This window comes from Halomonas sp. GT, from assembly GCF_002082565.1.
In the GTDB taxonomy this organism is placed as follows: domain Bacteria; phylum Pseudomonadota; class Gammaproteobacteria; order Pseudomonadales; family Halomonadaceae; genus Vreelandella.
This window is the reverse complement of the sequence record NZ_CP020562.1, coordinates 3036032-3060209: the sequence shown is the minus strand read 5'-3', so window position 1 is coordinate 3060209 and position 24178 is coordinate 3036032. Positions and strand designations below refer to the sequence as shown.

At 50.7% G+C, this 24178-nt stretch carries 20 protein-coding genes; 9 read left to right on the top strand and 11 right to left on the bottom strand.

Annotated elements, in window-relative coordinates; genetic code table 11:
* The first annotated feature begins 102 nt into the window (after positions 1 to 102).
* Complete coding sequence (locus tag B6A39_RS14075; protein ID WP_083006707.1) at positions 103 to 1470, top strand: L-serine ammonia-lyase; 1368 nt, start codon at positions 103 to 105, stop codon at positions 1468 to 1470.
* On the opposite strand, the gene B6A39_RS14070 is transcribed toward B6A39_RS14075, so the two are convergent.
* Positions 1467 to 2357, bottom strand: a complete 891-nt coding sequence (locus tag B6A39_RS14070) for a LysR family transcriptional regulator (protein ID WP_083006705.1) — start codon at positions 2355 to 2357, stop codon at positions 1467 to 1469. The genes B6A39_RS14075 and B6A39_RS14070 overlap by 4 nt on opposite strands.
* Before the next feature lie 173 nt (positions 2358 to 2530).
* Between B6A39_RS14070 and B6A39_RS14065 the strand changes: the two genes are divergently transcribed.
* From B6A39_RS14065 to mtgA, 3 genes are all read left to right on the top strand, one after another.
* Complete coding sequence (locus B6A39_RS14065) at positions 2531 to 3640, top strand: S-(hydroxymethyl)glutathione dehydrogenase/class III alcohol dehydrogenase (RefSeq protein WP_083006703.1); 1110 nt, start codon at positions 2531 to 2533, stop codon at positions 3638 to 3640.
* Between the two features lie 75 nt (positions 3641 to 3715).
* Positions 3716 to 4570, top strand: a complete 855-nt coding sequence (gene fghA / locus B6A39_RS14060; RefSeq protein ID WP_083006702.1) for an S-formylglutathione hydrolase — start codon at positions 3716 to 3718, stop codon at positions 4568 to 4570.
* A 10-nt stretch (positions 4571 to 4580) separates the two neighbouring features.
* A complete protein-coding gene (gene mtgA / locus B6A39_RS14055; RefSeq protein ID WP_083006700.1) occupies positions 4581 to 5297 on the top strand; it encodes a monofunctional biosynthetic peptidoglycan transglycosylase in 717 nt (238 codons plus the stop codon).
* 4 nt (positions 5298 to 5301) lie between these two features.
* On the opposite strand, the gene B6A39_RS14050 is transcribed toward mtgA, so the two are convergent.
* On the bottom strand, positions 5302 to 6201 hold the full coding sequence (locus B6A39_RS14050) for a DMT family transporter (RefSeq protein ID WP_442906254.1): 900 nt from the start codon (positions 6199 to 6201) through the stop codon (positions 5302 to 5304).
* 181 nt (positions 6202 to 6382) lie between these two features.
* Here B6A39_RS14050 and B6A39_RS14045 point away from each other — a divergent pair, with 181 nt between their 5' ends.
* The 3 genes from B6A39_RS14045 (at position 6383) to B6A39_RS14035 (ending at position 9641) form a co-directional block, all read left to right on the top strand.
* Positions 6383 to 6772 carry a DUF4168 domain-containing protein gene (locus B6A39_RS14045; protein ID WP_083006696.1) on the top strand — a complete coding sequence of 130 codons (390 nt, stop codon included), beginning with the start codon at positions 6383 to 6385 and terminating at the stop codon, positions 6770 to 6772.
* Positions 6773 to 7003: 231 nt separating this feature from the next.
* The gene (locus B6A39_RS14040) at positions 7004 to 8914 is read left to right on the top strand and encodes a DUF294 nucleotidyltransferase-like domain-containing protein (protein ID WP_083006694.1); all 1911 of its coding nucleotides are present in this window, start codon (positions 7004 to 7006) and stop codon (positions 8912 to 8914) included.
* A gap of 1 nt (position 8915) precedes the next feature.
* Positions 8916 to 9641, top strand: a complete 726-nt coding sequence (locus tag B6A39_RS14035; protein ID WP_083006693.1) for a 3'-5' exonuclease — start codon at positions 8916 to 8918, stop codon at positions 9639 to 9641.
* An 80-nt stretch (positions 9642 to 9721) separates the two neighbouring features.
* Here the strand turns inward: B6A39_RS14035 and B6A39_RS14030 are convergent, their stop codons facing one another.
* The 4 genes from B6A39_RS14030 to B6A39_RS14015 form a co-directional block, all read right to left on the bottom strand.
* Positions 9722 to 11362 (bottom strand): BCCT family transporter, encoded by a 1641-nt coding sequence (locus B6A39_RS14030; protein WP_083006691.1) that lies wholly within the window; start codon positions 11360 to 11362, stop codon positions 9722 to 9724.
* Positions 11363 to 11649: 287 nt separating this feature from the next.
* A complete protein-coding gene (locus B6A39_RS14025) occupies positions 11650 to 12522 on the bottom strand; it encodes a glycine betaine ABC transporter substrate-binding protein (protein ID WP_083006689.1) in 873 nt (290 codons plus the stop codon).
* A gap of 194 nt (positions 12523 to 12716) precedes the next feature.
* Positions 12717 to 13553: an ABC transporter permease gene (locus tag B6A39_RS14020; RefSeq protein WP_083006688.1), complete on the bottom strand. Its 837-nt coding sequence runs from the start codon at positions 13551 to 13553 to the stop codon at positions 12717 to 12719.
* Entirely contained in the window at positions 13553 to 14755 is a 1203-nt protein-coding gene (locus B6A39_RS14015) for a quaternary amine ABC transporter ATP-binding protein (protein ID WP_083006686.1), read from the bottom strand. The genes B6A39_RS14020 and B6A39_RS14015 overlap by 1 nt, the downstream gene beginning before the upstream one ends.
* A 379-nt stretch (positions 14756 to 15134) precedes the next feature.
* Here B6A39_RS14015 and B6A39_RS14010 point away from each other — a divergent pair, with 379 nt between their 5' ends.
* Positions 15135 to 15581 (top strand): hypothetical protein, encoded by a 447-nt coding sequence (locus tag B6A39_RS14010; protein ID WP_083006684.1) that lies wholly within the window; start codon positions 15135 to 15137, stop codon positions 15579 to 15581.
* 251 nt (positions 15582 to 15832) lie between these two features.
* On the opposite strand, the gene B6A39_RS14005 is transcribed toward B6A39_RS14010, so the two are convergent.
* From B6A39_RS14005 to B6A39_RS13985, 5 genes are all read right to left on the bottom strand, one after another.
* On the bottom strand, positions 15833 to 17233 hold the full coding sequence (locus B6A39_RS14005; RefSeq protein WP_083006683.1) for a sigma-54-dependent transcriptional regulator: 1401 nt from the start codon (positions 17231 to 17233) through the stop codon (positions 15833 to 15835).
* 11 nt (positions 17234 to 17244) lie between these two features.
* Positions 17245 to 18690 (bottom strand): sensor histidine kinase, encoded by a 1446-nt coding sequence (locus B6A39_RS14000; protein ID WP_083006681.1) that lies wholly within the window; start codon positions 18688 to 18690, stop codon positions 17245 to 17247.
* A gap of 112 nt (positions 18691 to 18802) precedes the next feature.
* Positions 18803 to 19981, bottom strand: coding sequence for a PQQ-dependent sugar dehydrogenase (locus tag B6A39_RS13995; RefSeq protein ID WP_083007918.1), 1179 nt, complete (start codon positions 19979 to 19981; stop codon positions 18803 to 18805).
* 114 nt (positions 19982 to 20095) lie between these two features.
* Positions 20096 to 20971, bottom strand: a complete 876-nt coding sequence (locus B6A39_RS13990) for an AEC family transporter (RefSeq protein WP_083006679.1) — start codon at positions 20969 to 20971, stop codon at positions 20096 to 20098.
* Positions 20972 to 21040: 69 nt separating this feature from the next.
* The gene (locus B6A39_RS13985; RefSeq protein WP_083006678.1) at positions 21041 to 21964 is read right to left on the bottom strand and encodes a LysR family transcriptional regulator; all 924 of its coding nucleotides are present in this window, start codon (positions 21962 to 21964) and stop codon (positions 21041 to 21043) included.
* Positions 21965 to 22155: 191 nt separating this feature from the next.
* On the opposite strand from B6A39_RS13985, the gene B6A39_RS13980 reads away from it, so the two are divergent.
* Positions 22156 to 24114 (top strand): ligand-gated channel protein, encoded by a 1959-nt coding sequence (locus B6A39_RS13980; RefSeq protein WP_083006676.1) that lies wholly within the window; start codon positions 22156 to 22158, stop codon positions 24112 to 24114.
* Positions 24115 to 24178 lie beyond the last annotated feature (64 nt).

Here is a 24178-nt window from a genome sequence, read left to right as displayed (position 1 = left end):
CGTCGAACTTAATGTGAGCTGCTCGACTAATGATGACTTAAAGCTACACGGTAACGTAGCAGTCAGGTAATCAACAACTAACGCTGAGGGGCGGACAACACAATGGCAATAAGCGTTTTTGATCTCTTTAGGATTGGGATTGGTCCATCAAGCTCTCATACGGTTGGGCCGATGCGTGCGGCCCGCGATTTTAGTCAGGCGGTTACTTCACCGTCGCTGACGCGCATTGTGGTTAGGCTCCACGGTTCGTTAGCTTCTACCGGCATCGGCCATGGTACTGATAGTGCGGTCATCATGGGCTTAATGGGCGAAACGCCAGAGACAATTGATCCTGACACCATTGCTGAGCGGCTACGCGCGCTGGATGAAGGCGCTCAACTAACGCTGCCCAATGGGCAGACGCTATCGTTTGATCGTACCCGGGATATTGAATGGGACGAACAGTGCTTACCATTTCACCCAAACGCCATGGTGTTAACGGCTTATCAGCACGATACGGTTATCGCGACAAATACCTATTATTCCCTTGGTGGTGGCTTTTATGTTGACCAAGCCTGCGCCGATCGAGGTGGTTTAGACGAAGACAAAACGGCACTGCCCTACCCATTTGAAACGGCAAATGAACTGTTAGCGCTTTGCCAAACAAATGGTTTGCGTATCAGTGAATTAATGTTTGAAAACGAAAAAGCATGGCGCAGTGAAGAGGTGATTCGTTCAGAGCTACTGACGATTTGGCAAGCCATGCGTACCAGCATTGAAAATGGCCTAAAAGCGACGGGGTACCTGCCTGGAGGATTGAACGTTCGGCGGCGAGCCCATGGGCTTCATCAACAGCTGCTTTCACCACCTAAGAATCAACGCTTGATTGTGTCGAGTTTTACTGTGATGGATTGGGTCAATTTGTTTGCGCTGGCAGTGAATGAAGAGAACGCTGCGGGTAAACGGATGGTCACCGCACCAACTAACGGTGCCGCAGGTATTGTGCCCGCTGTACTGGCGTACTATTTGAAATTTGAGCCAGATGCCTGTGACGACGATATAGTGGCCTTTTTATTGGCGGCGGGAGCGATAGGGATTTTGTGTAAAAAGAACGCGTCTATTTCCGGCGCGGAAGTTGGCTGCCAGGGGGAAGTCGGCTCTGCTTGTGCGATGGCCGCAGCGGGGCTTGCAGACGTGCTAGGCGGTTCGCCTAAACAGGTGGAAAACGCTGCTGAAATTGGTTTAGAGCATAACCTTGGCCTTACTTGTGACCCCGTGGCGGGGTTGGTTCAAGTGCCGTGTATTGAGCGAAACGCCATTGCCTCGGTGAAGGCGATCAATGCTGCACGTATGGCGATGCATGGTGATGGTGAGCATTTTGTATCGTTGGACAAAGTGATTCGTACCATGCGTGACACTGGTCGAGATATGCAAGATAAATACAAAGAAACGTCAAAAGGTGGCTTGGCTGTTAACGCTATCGAGTGTTAGTTGGTGGGGGGCAAGGTAGCGTCAATATTGGCCACCAAGTAATCGACAAGCTGACGTATTTTAGGTGATAGATGGCGGTGACGGGGATACACCGCCCATACAGCTGTATCGTTGTGTTGGAAAGGCTCCAAAACGGACACCAGTTCACCACTGGTAAGATAGGGGGCCACGTAGTAATCCGGCAGTTGGGCAAGTCCCAGCCCTTTAAGCGCGGCATCAAGCAGCGCGGGCCCAGAATTGCCGCTCCAGCAGCCTTCCACTTTAACTTCGCGGCGCTGCCCGTTGACTTCAAACAACCAGTTAGGACGTGAACCTATCAGGCAACGGTGCTGGCTAAGTTCCGACAGCGTGTGTGGCCTGGGAGCTTGGCGGAAGTAAGACCGCGAGCCCACGACATACTCCTGCCGTTCGCATAGCCGCCGAGCTATCAAGCTAGAGTCTTTGAGTACTCCCATACGAATGGCAATATCGTAGCCTTCTTCAATAATTTCTACGGGGCGATTAGTGAAGTGCATATGCACTTCAAGCTGCGGATGCAGGCACTGAAAGTCATTCACCAGGGGCGCGATATAGCGCTCGCCAAACGTCGTTGCTGAGGTCAGTTTCAGCAGCCCACGTGGATTTGCCTGAAGCTCGCTGATCGCTTGCTCTGCATCGCGCAGGCCATCAAAGAGATGGCGGCAGTGCTCTACGTAGATTGCCCCTGCATCGGTTAAGCGAATTTGCCGTGTTGTACGGTACAAAAGCTGAACGCCCAGCTGATTCTCAAGCTGACTCACCAGGCGACTGATATGCGATGTCGATACCTTTAAATGACGTGCGGCGGCCGAGAATGTTCCCAGCCTGACCACCTCGACGAATGCCTCTATACGATCCCAACGCTGCACGGCTATCCTTCATTAATATCAGATTGTTGCTCAGTGGCAATAATCTTGTGAGTGTATCCCGCTTTATCCCACTCGCCTAGCTGGCCTACACTGCAGGCATTAAATCTGATTCGATTAAAACGAGTCCGACAAAACAGTATTTATTCTTATGTGACCGTTAAGGAGATGCATAGATGAAATCACGCGCAGCTGTAGCACTCAAAGCGGGTAAACCGCTTGAATTAGTTGAGATCGATGTTGAAGGCCCGAAAGCGGGTGAAGTGTTGGTTAAGATGGCGGCGACGAGTGTATGCCATACCGATGCTTATACTCTTTCTGGCGCTGACCCTGAAGGTAATTTCCCAGCGGTATTGGGCCACGAAGGCGCTGGTGTGGTACAGGAAGTTGGTGAGGGTGTGACCAGCGTTAAGCCGGGTGACCATGTTATCCCGCTGTACACCGCCGAGTGCGGCAAATGTAAATTCTGCCTTTCTGGTAAAACAAACCTGTGTGGTAGCGTGCGCGCTACTCAAGGTAAAGGTGTGATGCCGGATGGCACCTCGCGCTTTTCACTAGATGGCAAAATGCTGCATCACTACATGGGCACGTCGACTTTCAGCGAGTACACCGTGCTGCCGGAAGTATCGCTTGCGGTGGTCTCCAAAGAAGCGCCGATGGATAAAATCTGCCTATTGGGCTGCGGCGTTACTACCGGTATCGGTGCGGTACTGAATACGGCAAAAGTAGAGCCAGGCTCCACCATCGCCGTTTTTGGTTTGGGCGCGATTGGCTTGGCGGTCATTCAAGGGGCGGTAATGGCGAAGGCCTCGAAGATTATTGCCATCGATGTGAACCCCGATAAATTCGAATTGGCCAAGCAGTTTGGCGCGACTGACTTCGTTAATCCGAAAGACTACAGCGACCCGATTCAGCAGGTCATCGTCGATATGACCGATGGCGGCGTTGATTACTCCTTTGAGTGTATCGGCAATGTTAATGTGATGCGTTCGGCCCTTGAGTGCTGTCATAAGGGCTGGGGTGAGTCTATTGTTATCGGTGTCGCGGGCGCTGGCGAAGAGATCTCCACGCGCCCCTTCCAGCTAGTCACCGGGCGCGTTTGGAAAGGCTCTGCGTTTGGTGGTGTTAAAGGGCGCAGTGAGTTACCGGGTTACGTCGAACGCTATATGAACGGCGAACTGAATATCGACGACTTTATTACCCACGACATGCCGTTTGAGCAAATTAATGAAGCCTTCGATTTGCTCCATGCAGGTAAGAGCATTCGTACCGTGCTGCATTACTGAGTATCATTGGTAATAGGGTAAATGAGCGCGGTAGGGGAAACCCTCCGCGTTTTCATCTTTTTAAGGAGCCTGCCCATGAGCATGAGTGAAACTTTAGAACTAGTGTCAGCCAATCGCAGTTTTGGTGGCTGGCACAAGCGCTACCGCCACTACTCCCGGGCGCTGGATTGCGACATGGTGTTCGCGGTGTACCTGCCTCCTCAGGCAGAGAACGAGCGCGTTCCGCTGCTTTGGTGGTTGTCAGGTTTAACCTGTAACGATGAAAACTTTATGCAGAAAGCGGGCGCACATCGTATCGCTGCTGAGCTAGGGGTGGCGATTGTTTGCCCCGATACCAGCCCACGCGGCACCGAGCTGCCCGGTGAGCATGAAAGTTACGACCTAGGGTCGGGTGCGGGTTTTTATGTGAACGCCACTCAAACTCCCTGGAAATCGAATTACCGCATGTATGATTACGTGATTGAAGAGCTGCCTTCAGTGGTGCGTCAGCACTTCCCTGTGAATGGGCGTGAGTCGATTAGTGGTCACTCCATGGGCGGTCACGGCGCGTTAATCCTGGCATTGCGTCATCCTGGTCGATTCCGTTCGGTCTCCGCTTTTGCACCTATTGTTAACCCCATGAACTGTCCTTGGGGGCAAAAAGCGTTTACCAGCTATTTGGGCGAAGACCAGTCACGTTGGCGCCAGTACGATGCCTGTGAACTGGTCGCTAATGGTGCCTCTCGTCAGCGGCTATTTATCGATCAAGGTGAGGCCGACCAGTTCCTGGATGAGCAACTGATGCCGGAGCGTTTAGAAGCGGTGTGTGAAGCGCATGATCACCCACTGACATTGCGACGCCAGCCAGGTTACGATCATAGCTACTTCTTTATCGCCTCGTTCATTGAGGAGCATATGCGCTATCATGCAGAACACCTCATGAAGCGCTAAGGATATCGAAATGCTCAATCGCGCGTTGCGCCGTTTTCTTGGTTTGATATGGCGTCTTATTTGGCGTGGCGCGCTGGCTTTTATTGTTCTCTCTACTGCGCTGGTTTTACTGTTCCGATTTGTGCCACCTCCTGGCTCGATGGTGATGGTAGAGCGCAAAATTCAGAGCTGGATAAACAGCGAACCTATCGACATACAGCGCCAATGGAGAAGCTGGGAAAATCTATCTAGCAATGCCAAATTGGCGGTGATTGCTGCTGAAGACCAGCGTTTCCCTCAGCATCGTGGTTTTGATTTAGTTGAATTAAAGCGTGCTCTGAAGGCCAGTCTTGATGGCGAACGGCTGCGGGGGGCCAGTACGCTAAGCCAGCAAACAGCTAAGAATGTTTTTTTATGGAGCGGCCGTAGCTGGGCACGTAAGGGGCTAGAGGTATGGTTTACGCTGCTGATTGAGATGCTCTGGGGTAAACAACGCATACTAGAAGTGTATTTAAATGTCGCTGAGTGGGATACGGGAGTATTTGGGCTAGAAGCGGCGGCGGGGCACTATTTTGGGGCGTCTGGAAGTGCATTGACCGAACGGCAAGCAAGCCTACTAGCGGCTATTCTTCCTAGTCCGCGTACCCGCAGCGCGTCACGGCCAGACGCTCAGGTAGAGCGCCGCAGCCAGTGGGTTCTTCAGCAAATGCGTAATCTAGGTGGTGTCCGTTACTTGGAGCGTTTGTAGCGCTCTAAGCCTCTCCTTTGCTGCTAGGTTTGCGTACCACCATGACCACCCCTGCAATGGCAATAACCATACCTGCTAGTCCGAGTAGGGGCAGGCGCTCGTCGAAAAGCCACCACGCTTGTAGCGCAGTGACCGGAGGTACTAGATAAAACAGACTGGCAACGCGGGAGGCTTCCCCCTTTTTAATCAACGCCATTAATAGCAAGATGGCGGCGATAGACAGAATAAGTACTAGCCAGCCAAGAGTGAGCACAAACGTTAAGCTCCATTCGACCTGACGGGTTTCAAACAGCAATGCACCAATGCCCAATAGCATGCCAGCCGCTATGTATTGAATGACCGCCCCGGAAAGAAGTGGCATGCTGGTGCAGTAGCGTTTCTGATAAAGCGTCCCCAATGAAATCCCCACCAACGCAGCCATCACACTGACCAAGGCGCCAAGGCCAAAGCCAGAAAAAAGCGAGGTGCCGAACTCTAACTTGCTGCCTAATACTAGACAGATGCCCACAAGGCCAAGCAATAGCCCTAGCCATTGGCGGGTGGTTAGGCGTTCACCCAACAGCGGGCCTGCACAGGCTGCTGTTAACAGGGGTTGAAGGCCAACCAATAACGCTGCCAGCCCGGCAGGCATGCCCAAATAAATACCGTAAAAAACCCCACCTAAATAAGTGCCGTGTACCAAAAGTCCTGAAACGCCTATATGCAGCCAGAGTACTGGCGATGAAGGCCAGGCAATGCGCATTAACCACGTCAGTGGAATAAGCAGCATCAGGGTGAGCACGAAACGAATAAACAAAAACGTGAAAGGTTCTGCGTAGGGAAGGCCAAATTTTGCGCCAATGAACCCCGTGCTCCAGAGTAAAACAAATAAACCAGGCATGGCGGCAAGGCCTAAAGAAGGCATGTTTATATTTTTTAAGTAATTGATATTATTGGTCATAATTCCTCTGAATAGGGATTCTTTGCGTGCTTTATTGTTACGTTGTGTTCTTTCTGTTACTAACTTTTACATAAAAAGTTGAACCTGTTCCTGAACAACGCGTCACACGGTGCACATTCATAACGCATCAATGAGGTTTCTTTCTATGCAACGTATGACTGCTCTGTTCTCTGCTGCTCTTCTCGCTACTGGTCTTCTGGCTGGCACCGCTCACGCGCAGCAAACTCAAGACCCTGCTCAGGATCAGATGGCTACCCAGCAAGCGCCCGCTCAAGATTTTTCTGATCAGCAGCTACAACAGTTTGCCGATGCTTCTCAAGAAATCGCCGTGATCTCTCAAGAGTACACACAGCGTCTGCAGGAAGCAGAAGATGAGTCCACTCAACAGGAAGTTCGCGCTGAAGCCAACGACCGCATGATAGAAGTCGTTGAAGATAGCGGTCTAGATGTTGATACCTTTAACGCCATTGGTCAGTCAATCCAGCAAGACCCTGAAATGATGCAGCGTGTTCAGGAAATGGCTAACCAGTCGTAACTCTGTTTATGACAACCCTAGCTTAAAGTTATGGTGATAGGTTCTATGGTAGTTCTCCTTGAGCTAGCACCTATGTAGCATAACTCGTTTGATCCAATGCAAACCCAGCGTTCTACGCTGGGTTTTTTTCTTTTGTTAACTCTCATTTGTGACTGGAGGGTTTACGGTACACGCTATCCAAGACAAACTTCATCTATTGATGATGCTGCCGCGCCAAGTGCAGGAGATCGCATGGATGTTGAACTGTTAGAAATACGTCAGCATATGGGGCAGTTCCCCCCGTTTGATGGCTTATCGGATGTATTGCTAGACGCCATTGCCGAGCAGGTTCAAGTACGCTACTACAAAACCGGTAGCGATATATTAAAGTTTGACGATATGCTCACGGAGTTGTGCTATATCCGCAGCGGAGCCGTTGAGGTATATCGTCGTCAAGGTGAACTTTATAACCGCTTGGGCGAAGGGGATATCTTTGGGCATTTTAGCCTGCTGAGAAACCATAAAGTGCGGTTACCCGCTAAAGCGATCGAAGATACGCTCATCTACTTTATACCCAATGTCGTCTTTCAGCGACTTTGTGAAGAAGACGATGATTTTGCTGACTTTGTTGAGCTGGAACGCCCCCGTTTAGAAACCGCAGCAGAGCAGCAGAAGAAATCTAACGACATGATGGTCACGCGGATACGCAAATTGGTAACGCGTTATCCCGTTATGGTTGAGTCCACCACCACCGTTCAGCAAGCCGCTAAACAAGTGAACGAGGCTCAAGCGTCGGCGGTGTTGGTAATTAATGAAGGCAGTAATAATCCGCGTTACAGCTTTCAAGACAGCGAAGGTAAAACCTGGCAAATGTGCGGCATTTTGACGGATAGTGACTTCCGTACCCGCATTGTAGCTGAAGGATTATCAGCGCAAACGGCCATTGGAGAGGTTGTCTCTGAGCGGTTAATTACCATTCAGTCGGATGCATCGGTTTACGAAGCCATGCTGACGATGTTGCGCAACAATGTTCATCACTTGCCGGTGCTTTACCGCCAGCGTCCCGTTGGCGTTGTTCATCTTTCCGATATTATTCGTTACGAGACTCAAAGCGGGCTGTACCTAGTTAGCAATATTTTCAACCAGTCCAGCGCCCAGGGGTTGGCAAAACTTGCTCCAGATGTGCGCGCTGCTTTTGTAAGAATGGTGCAAGAAGGTGCTAATTCGCAGATGGTGGGGAGTGCCCTGTCGACCATTGGGCGTAGCTTTACGCGGCGGCTGTTAGAGCTTGCCGAAGAAGCGCTAGGGCCACCGCCCGTGCCTTACTGTTTTATGGTTAATGGCTCCATGGCGCGAAATGAGCAAAGTATCGTCACTGACCAGGATAATGCACTGATCTTGTCAGATGATTTTAATCCTGACGAGCATGACGGCTACTTTCACGCGTTAGCGGCCTTTGTAAGCGATGGCCTAGATGCCTGTGGTTATACCTATTGCAAGGGCGATGTGATGGCGACCAACCGCCAATGGCGTCAGCCGTTGCATGTTTGGAAGCGCTATTTTCAAGATTGGATGGCGAACCCCACCCCTGAAAGGCTGCTCCATAGCTCGATCTTCTTCGATTTAGACAGCATTTACGGCGAAGACCACTTTGTTGAAGCACTCCAGGATTTGATTGCCCAAACGGCCCCCCAGTCGCCCCTGTTTTTGGCAGCCATGGCCCGTAATGCGCTGAATCGAACGCCGCCGCTTGGGTTCTTCCGCACATTTGTCATGGAAAAAGATGGAAAACATAATAATTCTATCAACCTAAAACGGCGTGGTACCGCCCCTATGGTTGACCTTATTCGGGTACATGCACTGGCCTGTGGGTCTAAAGCGCAAAACTCGTTCCAGCGCTTAAACGATATTAGCAACACTCAACTACTGGCAACGGGCGTTAGCGACAAACTGAGCTATGCGTTGGAATTTTTATGTATGTCGCGGATTCGTCATCAAGTGATAGACCTGCAGGAAGACCGTTTCCCCGATAACAATATTGAGCCGGAGAATGTTGATGACAGCGAGCGCCATACGCTAAAAGATGCTTTCCAAGTACTCAACAATGCGCAAAAATTCTTGAAGTTCCGCTATCCAGTACCCGCGCAGCGGCAGGGGCGATAATATGCATGGTATCCGGCCCCGCCAAAAAGTAGTTCAAGCTAACTGGATAGGCTATATGGCTGAGCGTGCCGAAAAGACCCAAAATGTCGCGCTTAAGCAATTCTTTGCAACGCCGCTACCCAGCCCGGATACACCTATCGCGCAAGTACCGATGGTAGCGTTAGATATGGAGACAACAGGGCTGGACGAACGGCGACATGCGATTGTCAGTATTGGCGTGGTGCCTTTTACATTGGACCGCATTCCGCTCGCCCAACGTCGCTACTGGGTAGTGAAACCTTCTAGGCCCCTGGATGAGGAGTCCATTGCTTACCATCACATCACTCATTCTGAAATTGCTACTGCGCCTGATTTTGACGCAGTGCTGGATGAACTATTAGTTATGCTGGCAGGGCGATTGGTGGTGGTGCATTTTCGTAATATTGAACGCCCGTTTCTCGATGCTGCCGTGAAAGCACGTCGGGGAGAAGGGCTGATGTTTCCAATGATCGATACGATGTCGCTTGAGGCGCGCATGCATCGACAAACATTGTGGGCACGGTTTCGTCGCTGGCTGGGGCGCCCACCGGTTTCAATTCGTTTAAATGCCAGCCGTGAACGCTATGGCTTACCTGCCTATCAAGGTCATCACGCGCTGGTTGATGCCCTTGCGACAGCAGAATTGTTACAAGCTCAGATCAGTCACCACTACACACCTGAAACACGGTTGAAAGATATTTGGGTGTGAGCATCGCGGCATTACTTAACGCAAACGGGCAGCCATTTGGCTGCCCGTTTGCGATTCGGTGCGAGGGATAGCGATTTATATTATACCGCTTTGGGTTCGCTCATCAGCCCTTTGATAATGGCATAACATGCCACTAGCAAGATGATGGTGAACGGAAAGCCGGTAGAAACCGCCATCGTTTGCAGAGCGGTCAAACCACCGCCAAGCAGCAACGCAATTGCGATAGCCCCTTCGATAATCGCCCAGAACACGCGCTGAGGCTTCGGTGCATCCACCTTGCCGCCTGCGGTAATGGAGTCGATAACCAGTGAGCCTGAGTCAGAAGAGGTCACAAAGAAAATAATGACCAGCAAAATAGCAACAAACGAGGTGATTTGTGACAGCGGCAGTTGCTCAAGCATGATGAACAATTGCAGGTCCACGCCCGCGTCGCGCACGGCTTCAATACCTTGGCTAACGTACTGATCGATAGCGGTGCCGCCAAAGGTGGTCATCCAAAGTACCGAGACAATAGATGGCACCAACAGTACCGAAATTAAGAATTCGCGTACGGTTCTGCCGCGGGAAACCCGTGCGATAAACATGCCAACGTACGGAGACCAGGAGATCCACCAAGCCCAATAGAAGGCAGTCCAACCTTGGCTAAAGTTCGCATCTTCACGGCCAAACGGATTCGACAGTGCTGGCAGATGAACAACATAGTTAAGCAGATTTTCAAAGAAACCTGTTGCGATAAGCAGTGTTGGGCCAACGGCAATAACGAAGAAAAGCAGCAAAGCCGCCATGGCGATGTTGATTTTTGAGAGGAGCTGAACGCCTTTATCGACACCAGCCAGAATTGAACCGATAGCGATGATCGTTATGCCGATGATGAGCAGAATCATCGTAATATCGCTTTCTGGCGCGCCGAACAGGTAAGTCAAACCTGCTGCTGCTTGAGTCGCGCCCAAACCAAGTGATGTCGCTAAGCCAAACAGTGTGGCAAATACGGCCAGAATGTCGATTAGATGCCCTGGCCAGCCCCAGACGCGCTCACCCAGTATGGGGTAGAACACCGAGCGCATAGACAGCGGTAGCCCTTTGTTAAACGAAAATAAGGCAAGAGACAGTGCTACTACTGCGTAAATCGCCCAGGGGTGTAGACCCCAGTGAAAGATAGTGGCTGCCATACCGAGCGCCGCTGCGCCAGCAGCATCACCTTCAGCGCCTGCTAATGGTGCCCAGCTTCCACCATCAAAGGATGTACCAAAGTGGGTCAGCGGCTCGTTAACACCAAAGAACATCAGGCCAATGCCCATGCCCGCGGCAAATAGCATTGAAAACCAACCCACATAGGTAAAGTCGGGCTTTGCATCAGCGCCGCCAATGCGGATTTTACCAAGTGGGGAGATAATTAACCCAAGACACAGAATAACGAAAATATTGGCGGCAAAAATAAAGAACCACGCCAAATTACCGGTCAAGAAACTAAAAATAGCGTCATAAACCGGTGCAATAGTGTCTTGTAGGGCGAGTGTTAAAACGACAAACAGTAGAACCACAATCGACGAAATGGTGAATACCTTGCCATGCAAATCAAGGTTCACGCCCATCGTGCTGGTGGTGATGTTGTCTTGGCCGATAACGTAATCGGTATCTATTAGATTCGCTGGACCATCAGGGGCGGGAATGCCCTCTGAGACCGGCTCATCTGGGGAGCGTTTTGAATCAGGATTATCCACTTTAGCCTCTCCATGTTGAACAAAAACGGCTATGCATTCGAGGAGTACTATGTTTTGACATCAACAACGTTTTGACATCAACAACGTTTTGTCATCAACACCTCACTCCTAGCAGGCATTAGCTAGCGGGCGTACCATCAGTACAATAACAAACGTTGCTTAATCTTTATTCAACGGGCTGCACACAGCCATGAAAATAGCTTTTACTACACTGGTATTTACAGTAGCAACAGAGGGCCGCAGTCCTCTGTTGCTACTGTAAGACTCACGGCATTAACTATTTGGCATTAACTATTGAGCCATTGCTCGACTACATCTTGATTATCTTCAACCCATTGCTTGGCATTTTCGTAGGGGTCGCTGCCATCTTCCTGATTCATCAACATGACCTCACCCATCTGCTCGGGCGTCCACTCAAAAGCGTCAAGGATAGCGTAGGCTTCCGGCAAGTCATCTTTTAGACCTTGGCGCACCACGGTGTGAATCTGCTCAGCACCACCATAGACACTTTCAGGATCTTCGAGGTATTTCAAATCGAAGCGGGCAAACATCCAGTGTGGCGTCCAGCCAGTCACCACAATATCTTCTTCATTGTTAATAGCGCTTGAAAGCGCGGCGGTCATGGTGGCACCGCTACCGCTACGCAGACGCAGCCCGAGGTCATAGGTATCCACGACCTCTTCAGTAAGAGCCATCAGGCCCGCACCGGGGTCAATACCGATGATCTCGCCGTTGAAGCTGTCGGCGTTGTCGTTGAGGTCGGCAATAGAGTTAACATCTGTGTAAGCCGGAACGACCAACCCCAGTTTGGTGCCATCCAAGTTCATGCCGAGATCTTCAATATTGCCACCTACACGTTCCATGTAGTCAGCGTGAGTAGTGGGTAGCCAAGCAGCGACGATGGCATCGGCATCGCCAGTAGAAAGCGCCTGGAACATGGCGGCAGCAGAAAGCGACGTTAGCTCGACATCGAAACCAGCTTGTTCTAATACAGCAGCGACTACGTTGGTAGACGCTACTTCAGACGACCATTCAACATAGGCAAGGTTTACAGTGCCCTGATCTTGGGCGTAGGCCAGACTTCCAGTGGCAACGCCAGTGCCAGCAATGAGGGCTAATGAGGCGAGGCGGATACGGTGATTTAACGTACGAGTTTTCATTCACTTGCTCCTTGGGGAAATAGTCGTGGCAGTTATCAAACGTGTGAGTGAGTGCCACCACCTTAGTAAGCATGCTATCAGATGCATTTAAATTAAGAACTCGAAGACACGACCAGCATGCGCATGCATAAAGAGCGCATCAAGAAGATTGGTCAACGCAGCGTGATTGTCTGCATAACCTTTCATGTATTGATTCACTGTGAGCGTCGTGTTTTTCGTAATGATTGAGTTAAACGATCAAGTAGCATGGCCAGAATGACTACGGCGATACCGGCTTCAAAGCCATCACCAGGGCGTAGTCGTTGAATAGCGCGCCACACTTCACTACCCAGACCGTCTGCACCAATCATGGCGGCGATAACCACCATTGAGAGTGCCAGCATAATGGTCTGGTTAATACCCGCCATTACCGTGGGTAGCGAGAGCGGAAGCTGAACCTTGAAAAGTTTTTGGCTGCGCGTCGCGCCATAGGCGTCGGCGGCTTCAATAAGCTCAACGGGTACTTGGCGAATACCTAACGTTGTGAAGCGAATAGCTGGTGGCATCGAGAAAATGACTGTCGCAAAAATGGCGGAGACAGAGCCAATGCCAAAAAATGGAATTGCTGGTATCAAGTAGACAAATGCAGGCATGGTCTGCATGAAATCCAATATCGGCATAATCAATCGGTAAAGCCGATTAGATAATGCCGCCGCAATGCCTACAGGCAATGCGATAACCACGGCAACCAGGGTCGCGAAGACCACCAGGGTGAGCGTCTCAATCATCGGGTTCCAGAGACCCAGGTTCCAAATCAAGGCTAGCCCAGCGACCGCGCCAATCGCTAGGCGAGTGCCCGCTAATTTCCAGCAGAGCAGGGTGATTAACCCAAGTAGCGCCCACTCAGGTAACCACATCAAGCTGTCGTTTAATACATCAATGCCGGTCTGAGTGAAGCGGGAGATTGCCCGGGTTACAGCTGAATATTCGCTGGTTAACCAGGTCAGGCCGCTTTCAATCCATTCGCCAAGAGGTATGCGTGGAATATTCATTACTGTTCTCCTGCTCGTGCTAATTCGTCCAGTACCGCACCCTTCACAACGACACCTAGCAACCGCTGTTGCTTGTCAACGACGGCGATGGGGAAACTTTTGTCGCTAAACATAGCAAACAGGTTTTGTAGGGGTTCTTCAGGATGGACGTTGCGGAAGTCTTGAGTCAGGTAGTCAGTAATCGTTTCTGACTTGGCATCAATAGCCTTGCTTGCCGACTCGGCCTCTAATAAGCCTATTAAGCGGCGATCACGATCAGTGACATAAATGGAATCAATACTGTGGTCACGCATACGATGAAGTGCTGTGCGCGGGCCGTCGCTTTCACGGGCGGTAGAATGCACGGGGCGCATGGCGCTCTCGGCGGTTAACACCCGCGAACGATCGACGCCTTCGATAAAGCGGCGCACATAGTCATCGGCCGGTTGGGTTAAAATTTCTTCCGGTGTACCAATCTGTACGACTTCGCCATCTTTAAGCAGCACGATGCGGTCGCCGATATTGAGTGCTTCATCTAAATCATGGGTGATGAAGACGGTCGTTTTCTGCATTTTGGATTGCAGTTGCAGCAGCTCTTGCTGCATATCCTTTCGGATTAAAGGATCCAGCGCTGAAAAGGCTTCATCCATTAATAGCACGGTGGAATCATTCGCCAGGGCGCGGGCTAGACCGACACGCTGCTGCATACCACCAGAAAGCTGATTTGGATAAGCTTCTTCCCAGCCATCAAGGCCCACTTGCGTTAGCGCGCTTTGGGCAATTTGCTTACGCTCTGCTTTATCTACACCGCGAATTTCAAGCCCGAACTCGGCGTTTTGGCGTACGGTGCGGTGCGGGAACAGTGCAAAGTTCTGAAAAACCATAGAAAAATGGCGGCGGCGACACTCTAACAGCGCCTTTTCACTTAACGTAGGAATGTTCTCGCCATCAATGATTATTTCACCTTCGGTGGTATCAATCAGGCGGTTTAAACAACGAATCAAGGTTGACTTGCCAGAACCAGAAAGTCCCATAATGACAAGAAGCTCACCTTCATAGACGTCGAATGAGATGTTTGAAAGGCCTAATGTTTGACCAGTTTTCTCAAGAATTTCAGGGCGTTTTAAACCTTGATCACGAAGCTCAAGGGCTTTTTTCGGCTGTTTGCCAAATACCTTGCTTAAGCCGCGAACCTGAATTTTGACAGGGCGTGTCTCGTCCATCAGCGGTGCCTTTTGCGTGAATGAGCAGCCTTGTGTCGTTGCTCAGATCGATTTCCAACACCAAATGGCTTTCCTTGCAAACAGCGACACAAAACGGTTCATAATTAAAATTTAAGTTTTGGTTTGGTTATTTATTAATATTTATTATACATATGTGAGTAGTGTGTGTCACAACGCCCCCTGCGCTGAGTATCAAAAGTCGTCACATGTGTCAGTTTGAACCCACAGTAACCATTAGCTCAGGGAAGAGTTTATGTTTTTTTAAGTTTTTAAGTCTTTGATTTTTATTATTTTTATTATTTTTTATGGTTTTTGGCACGAACTGTGTACTGGTATATTCAGTTAATCGATATTTTTGGCTAGAAGGGAGGTAAGCCTTATGGACAACCACGTTAATCAAGTTATTAAACGCCCCCGTGTGCTTACTTTGTGTATGTTAGCAGCCACTGTAAGCACACTTGCACTTGCTGGTTGTGGTAATGATGACGAGCCCATGCCGCCTGCTGAACAGCCAGAGACAATGGAACAGGATGCGACTTCTTCCACTGGACAGGCTTCTACTGCAAATGATGATGCCGCCATGGACACTACTTCTGATCCCATGATGAACGATGAGCCTGCAGCGGCCGACAACTCTACATCTGCAGACCCTGGGTTAAGCGACGATGCCGCGGCATCGCAAGAACCGATGCCCGACGAAGAGTCTATGCCCAGCGAAGAAGCTAGTGACGTAGAAGATCCTGAGGAAAATCCAGGATTTGGTGAAGGTACTGACCCGATGCCAGGTGCTGATGAGAATGACGATGATATGAGCAGCAGCCAGTAATCGTTGACGCTCCCTACGATGATAAGCCGACCCAGCTGTCTGTTCCCTGCGGCTGCTCCACACGGTTTATCATCCTTTCCCCCCGCGCCCGCGGGGGTTTTTTTTATGTAATTAGTGACTATTTTTAAAAGCCTTTCTGTCTAAAAGCCCTCTTTAAAAAGGATTGCCTGCGCATTATTTTGGCAACGTAGAGAAGTCTATCGATATATAGGAGCCGGTCACATGGATGAGTGACCGGCATTTGTATTAAATTATTCTTCGTTATCTTCCAGTCGACGATAAAGCGTTCGTCGAGCAATACCCAACACTTCAGCGGTGCGCCGCTTATTGCCGCCAGTGGCTTCCAGCACTTTGCGAATATAGCGCTTTTCTACTTCTTCCAAGCTGGGCCAGCGTGCAGGGGTAGGCGCTGGCACTTGAGTGCCAGGCAATACTTCTCCACTGAGTGTTGGCGTTATTTCCGAACCGCTATGTTGGCTGGCCTGTTCGCGTAGACGTTCTGGCAAATCTTTGTGATGCAATACGCCTTCTTCGCTCAATGTCACGGCACGCATAATCGCGTTTTCCAGCTCGCGTACGTTGCCAGGGTAGGGATAATTCAGCAGGCTGTTCAGCGCTTCGGGCTCAATTTGTTCAATCTGCTTGCTCTGAGCTTCAGCATGTTTGTCGATTAATGCAAACACGAGATGCTCTATATCGGTACCCCGCTCACGTAGCGGTGGAATGCGCAGCGAGAACGTTTCAAGGCGATAGAACAAGTCACTGCGAAAGTTTTCTTGTTCAATCTCTTTTTCAAGATTGCGATGGGTAGCAGCAATAATACGTACATCTACCGGCTCTTCACGTTCGCCGCCAACCGGACGTACTGTCTTTTCCTGCAGCGCACGCAGTAGTTTGGCTTGAAGATTAACGGGCATTTCGCCAATCTCATCCAAAAAAAGACTGCCGCCTTGAGCGCTATGAAACAGCCCCCGGCGCGCTTCGTTTGCCCCGGTGAATGCTCCTTTCACGTGGCCAAAAAATTCGCTTTCCATTAAATCAACAGGAATGCTGGCGCAGTTAACGGGCACAAAAGGTGCTTCATGACGTTTACTTTCTTGGTGAATAGCCCGGGCCAATAGTTCTTTACCGGTGCCGCTTTCGCCCAGAATCAAAATAGGCGCATCGCTTTTAGCCAGCCGTGAAGCATCATGAAACAGAGACTGCATGCCGGAGCTTTTTCCGACAATGCCGTGAAAGTGGCTCAGTTCAGTGTCGTGAGAGAGAGACAGGCGTTGGCGTTCTAAGACACGAAAAACCGCCTCGCGAATCGCATCTAAATCCAGTGGTTTGGTTAGAAAATCATCGGCTCCCAGCTTTAGCGCCTCGACGGCTTGGTCAATGGTGCCAAAGGCAGTAATGACAATAATGCCTAGTTCGCTGCCACTTTGACGTAGCTGCTGAAGTAACTGAATGCCGGTCATTCCTGGAAGACGTACATCCGTAATCATCATTGCTACAGGTGTATGGCTGAGTAGCGCCAAGGCGTCTTCGGCACTAGGGACGCCTAGCGTGTCATAGCCCGCGTCGTTGAGCTCTTCTTCTAATAACTCACGTATAGCGGCGTCATCTTCCACCACCAATAAAGGTAAAAGGTGTTCCTGATGGGTCACAAACGTTTTCCTCAAGCGGATGCGGTTTCACTAAGGGGGAGCGTAATCTCAAATCCAGCGCCGCCAAGGCCGCTATCAAATACGCCAATTGTCCCGCCGTGGTCGTTAATAATGCGGTGTACCATGGAGAGCCCTAAGCCGCTGCCTTGGCCCACCGGTTTGGTCGTAAAGAAAGGGTCAAATACTTGCTGATGATGTGACGCGGGAATACCAGGCCCGTCATCTTCCACCCACAGCGTTAGCTCTTCACTGTATTGCTTGGCACTAAGGCGTATACAGCTAACATCAGGTGCTTGCGCTGCATTGCGCAATAGATTGGTGAGTACCTGCACAATTTGCTGCCCATTGACTAATAAATGGGGGGTAGGGGTGGGAAGATCAATATCTAGGTGAATATTTCGTGGCTCAAGCTCCTCTTCCACTAACTCACTAGCACTAAGAATAAGTTGATCAAGCGCTTGCGTGCCTTTCTCTACGTTATGTTGTCTGCCTAGTTCCATTAACTGGCGCACAATTTGAACAATTCTTTCGACTTCGCCTCGAATGCGGCTTAGACGTGCACGTTCATCGTCGCCAATGGTATCCCTTCGGGCTAAGCGCTGAGCTTGGCCATTGATAACGGTCAATGGCGCGCCAATTTCATGGGCCACACCGGCCGCCAAAACGCCTAACTCGGCCAGCTTTTTAGATTTGCGCAGGCGCTTTTCTAATTCGATTTCGCGCTGTCGGCGGGCATCAATATCACGATCTTTTTCTGCCATAGCATCTAGCATGCCGTTCAAGCCTGATGCCAAACGTCGGTATTCCGTTGGGCCATCCACGGTAGCCCGTTGGCTGCGGTCGCCATCTTCGACCAATAACATGACGTTTAAAAGGCGATTGAGCGGCCGTTCAATATAGTGCCTAAAGCCCCACCAAATGCTAAAGACAATACCGGCCGCTCCGATAACAAACACCAGAACTGCCACAATGCTGATAAAGCCCGTATAGTTTTCGATGCCGGTATTAAGACGGTTTACTTGCAAAACACCTTGTACCGTACCGTCTTGCGCCCGTAGCGGAATCAATGCTGAGTAGTACGTCCAGCCTTCCTGTTGGCGGTAATTGCTATAAAGATCGTCTTGTTCGATAACCTGCTGAATTTCATCTGGCGTAAACAGATCTTTGCCTAAACCAAGCCCATAAACTTCTCGGCCTTGTGTATCGAACACATAAGCACCATAAATACGATGAAATGAAAAAGCGGATTGCAATGCTTCTTCTAGCGGGGTATCACTATCGCGAGCGACGGCATAGCTCAGTGATGTACCCAATGCTCGGGTAATAATCTCAACTTCGGTTTGCAGCTTGGAGCGCACGTTATCTTCTAGCGACTTGATAGCCACTAGGCTAAAAACCACTAGAATGACAAACAGCGGCACGATGACCGTCAAAATAATTAAATTACGTAGTCGCATCAGGCATCCGTGATGAGTACCCGCTGTTCAGCTGTGAACAGCACTGGCAGCGTACATAGACTGTATAAATAGGTAGTATAAAGAGTAACGGTTTAGATAACGTTAGTGTGGGTTAATTAACCACCTCCAAACGGTAAAGGCTGGCCCGGTCACCATCTGTTAGCAAATAAATGGCGTCGCTAGGGCCTTGGCGCACATCACGAATGCGCCCAATGTGACCGTCCAGAACGACCTCTTCACCCACCACGTTGCCGTTTTCTAGTTGCAGACGCAGCAAGGTCTCGCTGGCTAAACCACCGGCTAATAACTGCCCCTGCCAGTCTCCAAACGCATCGCTGGTGACTTCGGTAAGGCCCGAAGGAGCAAAACGACCTTCAAAGCGGTAAACCGAGTCGACCATGCCGGGCTTCGATTCGACTCCGATCGGCTCATTCGTCCGATAATCATTCCCCAAGCTAACGACTGGCCAGCCATAATTACTGCCTGCTTTGATGTGATTAAGTTCATCGCCTGTGCGCGGGCCATGCTCGGTCGCCCAAATTTCACCATTGCTAAGTACCGTCATACCCTGAATGTTGCGATTGCCCGTGGAATAAATTTCATCCAGGGTACTGTCATCGCCCACGAAAGGATTGTCAGCAGGAACGTCGCCCGTGTCTGTTAAGCGTAGCGTTGATCCTGCATGGTCGTTACGTGCCTGGGCACGGGATGGGTTAACGCCGCGGTCACCAATACTCATTATTAGGGTGCCGTCTGCTAGCCACGCCAAACGCGAGCCGTAATGACGGCCGGGTGAAGAAGCGCGATCCTGTTCAAAAAGGTGCTCGACCTCACCGAGTGAATCCCCTTGCCACTTAACCCGTGATAGTGCTGATCGACTGTTATTGCCGTCGGGTTTGCTCCAGGTGAAATAGATCCAGTCATGTTCACCGTCACCAAAGGAAGGATGCAGGGTGATATCGAGAAGCCCACCTTGCCCCTGGTGGCTGACCGTGGGCATTCCATCGAGTGTCTGCTGGTTACCTTCTTGATCTACCAGGGTTAGTTGACCGCGGCGTTCGCTGACCAAGAAACGACCGTCAGGCAAAAACGCAACTGCCCAGGGGCTGCTCAACCCACTCGCCACGCGATCAAGAGACAACGTTATCTGATCGGTCTCAATAGCGTCATGAACCATATCTGCTTGGGCATTACTAAAAGTACCCGCCAGCACTAGCCCGCCAATGGCTGTTAGAAACCAGTGATGAGACGGAATCGTTAACACTGCCTGGCGTTCATGTGCTTGGTGCATCATGGTCACTCCTGTCGTCGTGGCTGGTGATGATCACGTACCCGTCTAGCAGTGACTGCTTAAAGCGGATGGGGTTCCCTATGTTGCTATATCAGAAACGCTATATGAGTAACGTTACATCAGTAACGCCAGTAGTATCGGCAAATACACCAGGGCTAGCAACGTAGAGCAGAATACGAGGCTGGCGACATAGGCTGGTTCGCGCTGCGCGCGCTGGGCGAACAAGTAGTTAAACACCGCTACAGGCATGCACATTTGCAGCACGAGAATGCTTTGCGCCAGTGGGGGAAGTCCCACCCAACTTGCGATTAGCCACGCTGCCCCAGCAGCAAGAGGAATGCGCACCAAGCTAAAACTGATGCCGGAACGTAGGCTTTTTACCTGGATGCTGGCTAGGGAGACGCCGAGCGTGATCAACATCAGCGGAACGGTGAAACCAGACATTAAGTCGACCGTATTGGCCAGCCAAGGGGGAAGAGATGTGTCGGTTAGCAGCAGCGCCATCGAAATTAAAATGGCATACACGGTGGGCGTTTTCAGCAGCGTTTTGGTAGGGCTTCCGTTGCTATTGAGAACGGCTCCTAAGGTGAACTGAAAGAGCGAGACCGTCACCATCACCGTAATACCATAGGCAAATCCTGCGCTACCAAAGGCATACAAAACAACGGGTAGTCCCATATTGCCGGTGTTGGGATACATCATCGGCGCGAGTAATACGCGCCAACTGCGGCGCAACAGTTTAGCGACCACAAAACTTGCCGCACCCATGATGAGTATCACTAAGGCTGTGGCCAACATCATCTGCCCAAAGCTATTGGCATCAATGTTAGCTCCAGAAAGTGAGGCAAGCACTAGCGCGGGTGTGCCGATGTTAAATACCAAACGTGTAATAAAGTCGACGGGGTAGGGATGACCTAAGCGTACCCACAAATATCCCAGCCCAGCACCGGCAAGTACCGGCGCCATCACGGCAAAAAGTTCGGCGAGCATTACCATTCCTTGACGATGATTAGCGGCTCATTGTCGTTAATTAGGCCGCTAACTGGCAAGGTGAATTGGCTAATCAGCGTTAGCGGTGGAGTGACGTGATTGCCAAGCGGTGGGAACTTGCTCGCGCAAAAACTCGAGCAGTGCATTAACCCGGCGAGAATGGTGGCCGTAAGCGTACAACATGGTGATTGGCAGTGGAGCAGGTTCCCAGCCGGACAAACAACTAACTAAATCACCAGGATGGTGTTGTTCGCGCTTTTCAACGACCCAATGGGGCAGTAGCCCAATGCCTTGGCCATAGGCAATGGCATCAATTTGAAGCACCGTCAGGTCGACGCGCAGCCGCGAGCGGGGCGCATTAAACAGAAAATCGTCGTGATGAGTATGGTGTAACAACAGGCCACTTGAAGCGCTATCGAGTAAATCAATCCACGCGTGTGCCTCAAGTTCGCTTGGGTGCTGAGGATAACCAGCGTTGGCAAGATAGCTGGGGTTGGCATAAAGGCCACGGGTCAAGTGGCCTAAACGCTCTTGGTTGAGCCCGCATTCGTTCGTTGCCCCTAGCCATATATGCACACTGTTACTGTGCATTTTAGTGGGTGGAGATTCTCGAGTATGAAGGGTTAGTTCGACTTTTGGGTAGCGGGTTAAAAACGCATCAACGACGCCCGCCATCCAACCTCGTGCCAATGCCCCGTGCACTTCCAGTGTTACTTTTCCACTGATTTCCTCACGTAGTTCTGCTAACGCTTCTTGGCTATGTGCCGCCATCGCCAGCAATTCTGTGCAGTAGTTATGAAATAGCAGACCTGCTTCGGTAGGAATCAGTCGGTTAGCTTGTCGTCTGAGCAGTGGCTGTCCCAACCTTGCTTCCAACTGGCTAATGCGGCGGCTCAGCGTTGATTTAGCAAGCCCTAGCTTTTGTGCGCTGCGCGTCAGGCTACCGGTGGTCATCACATCGGCAAAGGCGGCGAGTTCATCAAAATCGTACATGGTCGGGGCCACTGGGCAGCAATTGAAAGACTATTGTGCCATCAAGCGTTGCAAATGCAAATAATTGGCATTTATGTTCCGGCTAGCTGAACACGCTGTACGATCTCTTTGTGAAAAGATTGTGCAAAAATACGAATGCTAATAATTCGTATTTTATTGCAAATGCTTTTTTACATCAAAGGAACCCAGCCATGTCTTCTCGTTTGCGTCGGACTCTATTGGCCAGCGCCATCTCTTCATTGGCCTATAGTGCCGTGTGGGCTCAAGAAACGCCTCGCTTAGATGATGTTGTGGTTACCGCTTCAGGTTTTGAACAGCAAATTACCAGTGCCCCTGCATCTATCAGCGTTATTTCTCGGGAAGAGCTTGAGCGTGGCCATTATCAAAATGTCACCGACGCCCTGCGCGATGTGCCTGGTGTGATTGTTACCGGTGGTGGCGCAGGTGACCGTGGTAATGATATTTCACTTCGTGGCATGCCCTCCCAGTACACCTTGATTTTGGTGGATGGACGCCCACAAAATTCTCGGGAGTCACGCCCGAATGGTAGCGCTGGGTTTGAACAAGACTGGCTCCCGCCGCTACAAGCGATTGAGCGCATTGAGGTAGTGCGTGGGCCAATGTCGACACTTTACGGTTCAGATGCTATTGGTGGGGTGATCAACGTAATTACCCGTAAGGTGGCCGATGAATGGCACGGCAATGTGCAGCTCGACACGGTGCTTCAAGAGAGCAGTAATTCTGGAAATAGCCGCCAAGCGAATTTCTACCTAAGCGGCCCGTTAGTGGATGACCGATTAGGGCTGCAACTTTATGGGCGTGCGTCTGAGCGGGATGAAGATGATATTTTGAATGGCTACGAAGAGAAAAGCCTGCAAAGTCTAACCGCGCGGCTGAACTTTGCGGCGAACGATAATCACGACTTCACTGCTGAAGCTGGTATTACCGAACAGGATCGTCACTCTCGGATGGGGCGTTCTGCCGCTGCTGAGGGGTGCAAAGGTGGTTGCACCGACAGTATCGGAGAATACACCAACACTCACGTTGCCGTTACCCACAGTGGCCGCTTTGACTGGGGCACCAGCGAGACCTTTGTGCAGCGTGAGCGTAGCGACAACAAATCCCGCGATATCGAAATTACCAACACTACCGCTAAAACCAGCGCGGTGATTCCACTAGGCATGCACTTAGTGACTGTTGGAGCGAGCTACGAAGAGGAGTCGCTGAGCGATACTACCACCAACAAGATATCTGACCGGACTGAAATCGAAAATAGCCAGCGGGCGCTGTTTGTAGAAGATGAGTGGATGTTGACCGACACCTGGGCGTTGACCGGTGGCTTACGCGTCGATGACGACGATAACTTCGGCAGCCACGTCAGTCCGCGTCTTTACAGTGTTTGGAATGTGACGCCTGACTGGACGCTTAAAGGGGGCGTTTCAACCGGTTATCGCTCGCCAAGCCTACGTGAAATCGCTCCCGATTGGGGGCAAGTCAGCCGCGGTGGCAATATTTACGGTAACCCGGACCTTAAACCTGAAACGTCGCTTAACAAAGAGATTGCACTGCTCTACGCCAATGATGCAGGCCTGAGCGGCAGTTTGACGCTGTTCCACAACGACTTTGACGATAAAATTACGCGTATTGCTTGTCCTATCGATATTTGTACCGATGGCCGAAATGATTTTGGCAGCGACCCTACTTATCGCGTTAACGTGGATGAGGCGATTACACAAGGGGTGGAAGCCAGTCTGGCAGCGCCGTTGACAGATGCAGTCTCGTTAACGGCTAGCTATACCTTCACTGACTCCGAACAAAAAAGTGGCCAATATGTTGGTGAGCCTTTAACGCAGCTACCGCGCCACCAGGTCTCGGCTACGCTTGACTGGCAGGTCAGCTCGCGACTCAGCCAATGGACAAAAGTGAGCTACCGCGGTGAAGAGAGCCAGCCCACTACGGGTCCGTCGCAAAGCGCTATCGTCGCGCCTTCCTACACCTTTGTTGATGCAGGAGTAGGTTACAAGCTCAACGATAGCACCACGGTGAACGCGGGTATCTACAACCTATTTGATGAGCGCATTACTTACGACGAGTATGGCTATGTGGACGATGGTCGCCGTGTTTGGTTGGGACTAAACGTCGCTTTTTAGTACTTGTTTAATCTTTCTATTAAACGTTGCGGCCACCTTATTGGGCGGCCGCGTTTTTGAGTGA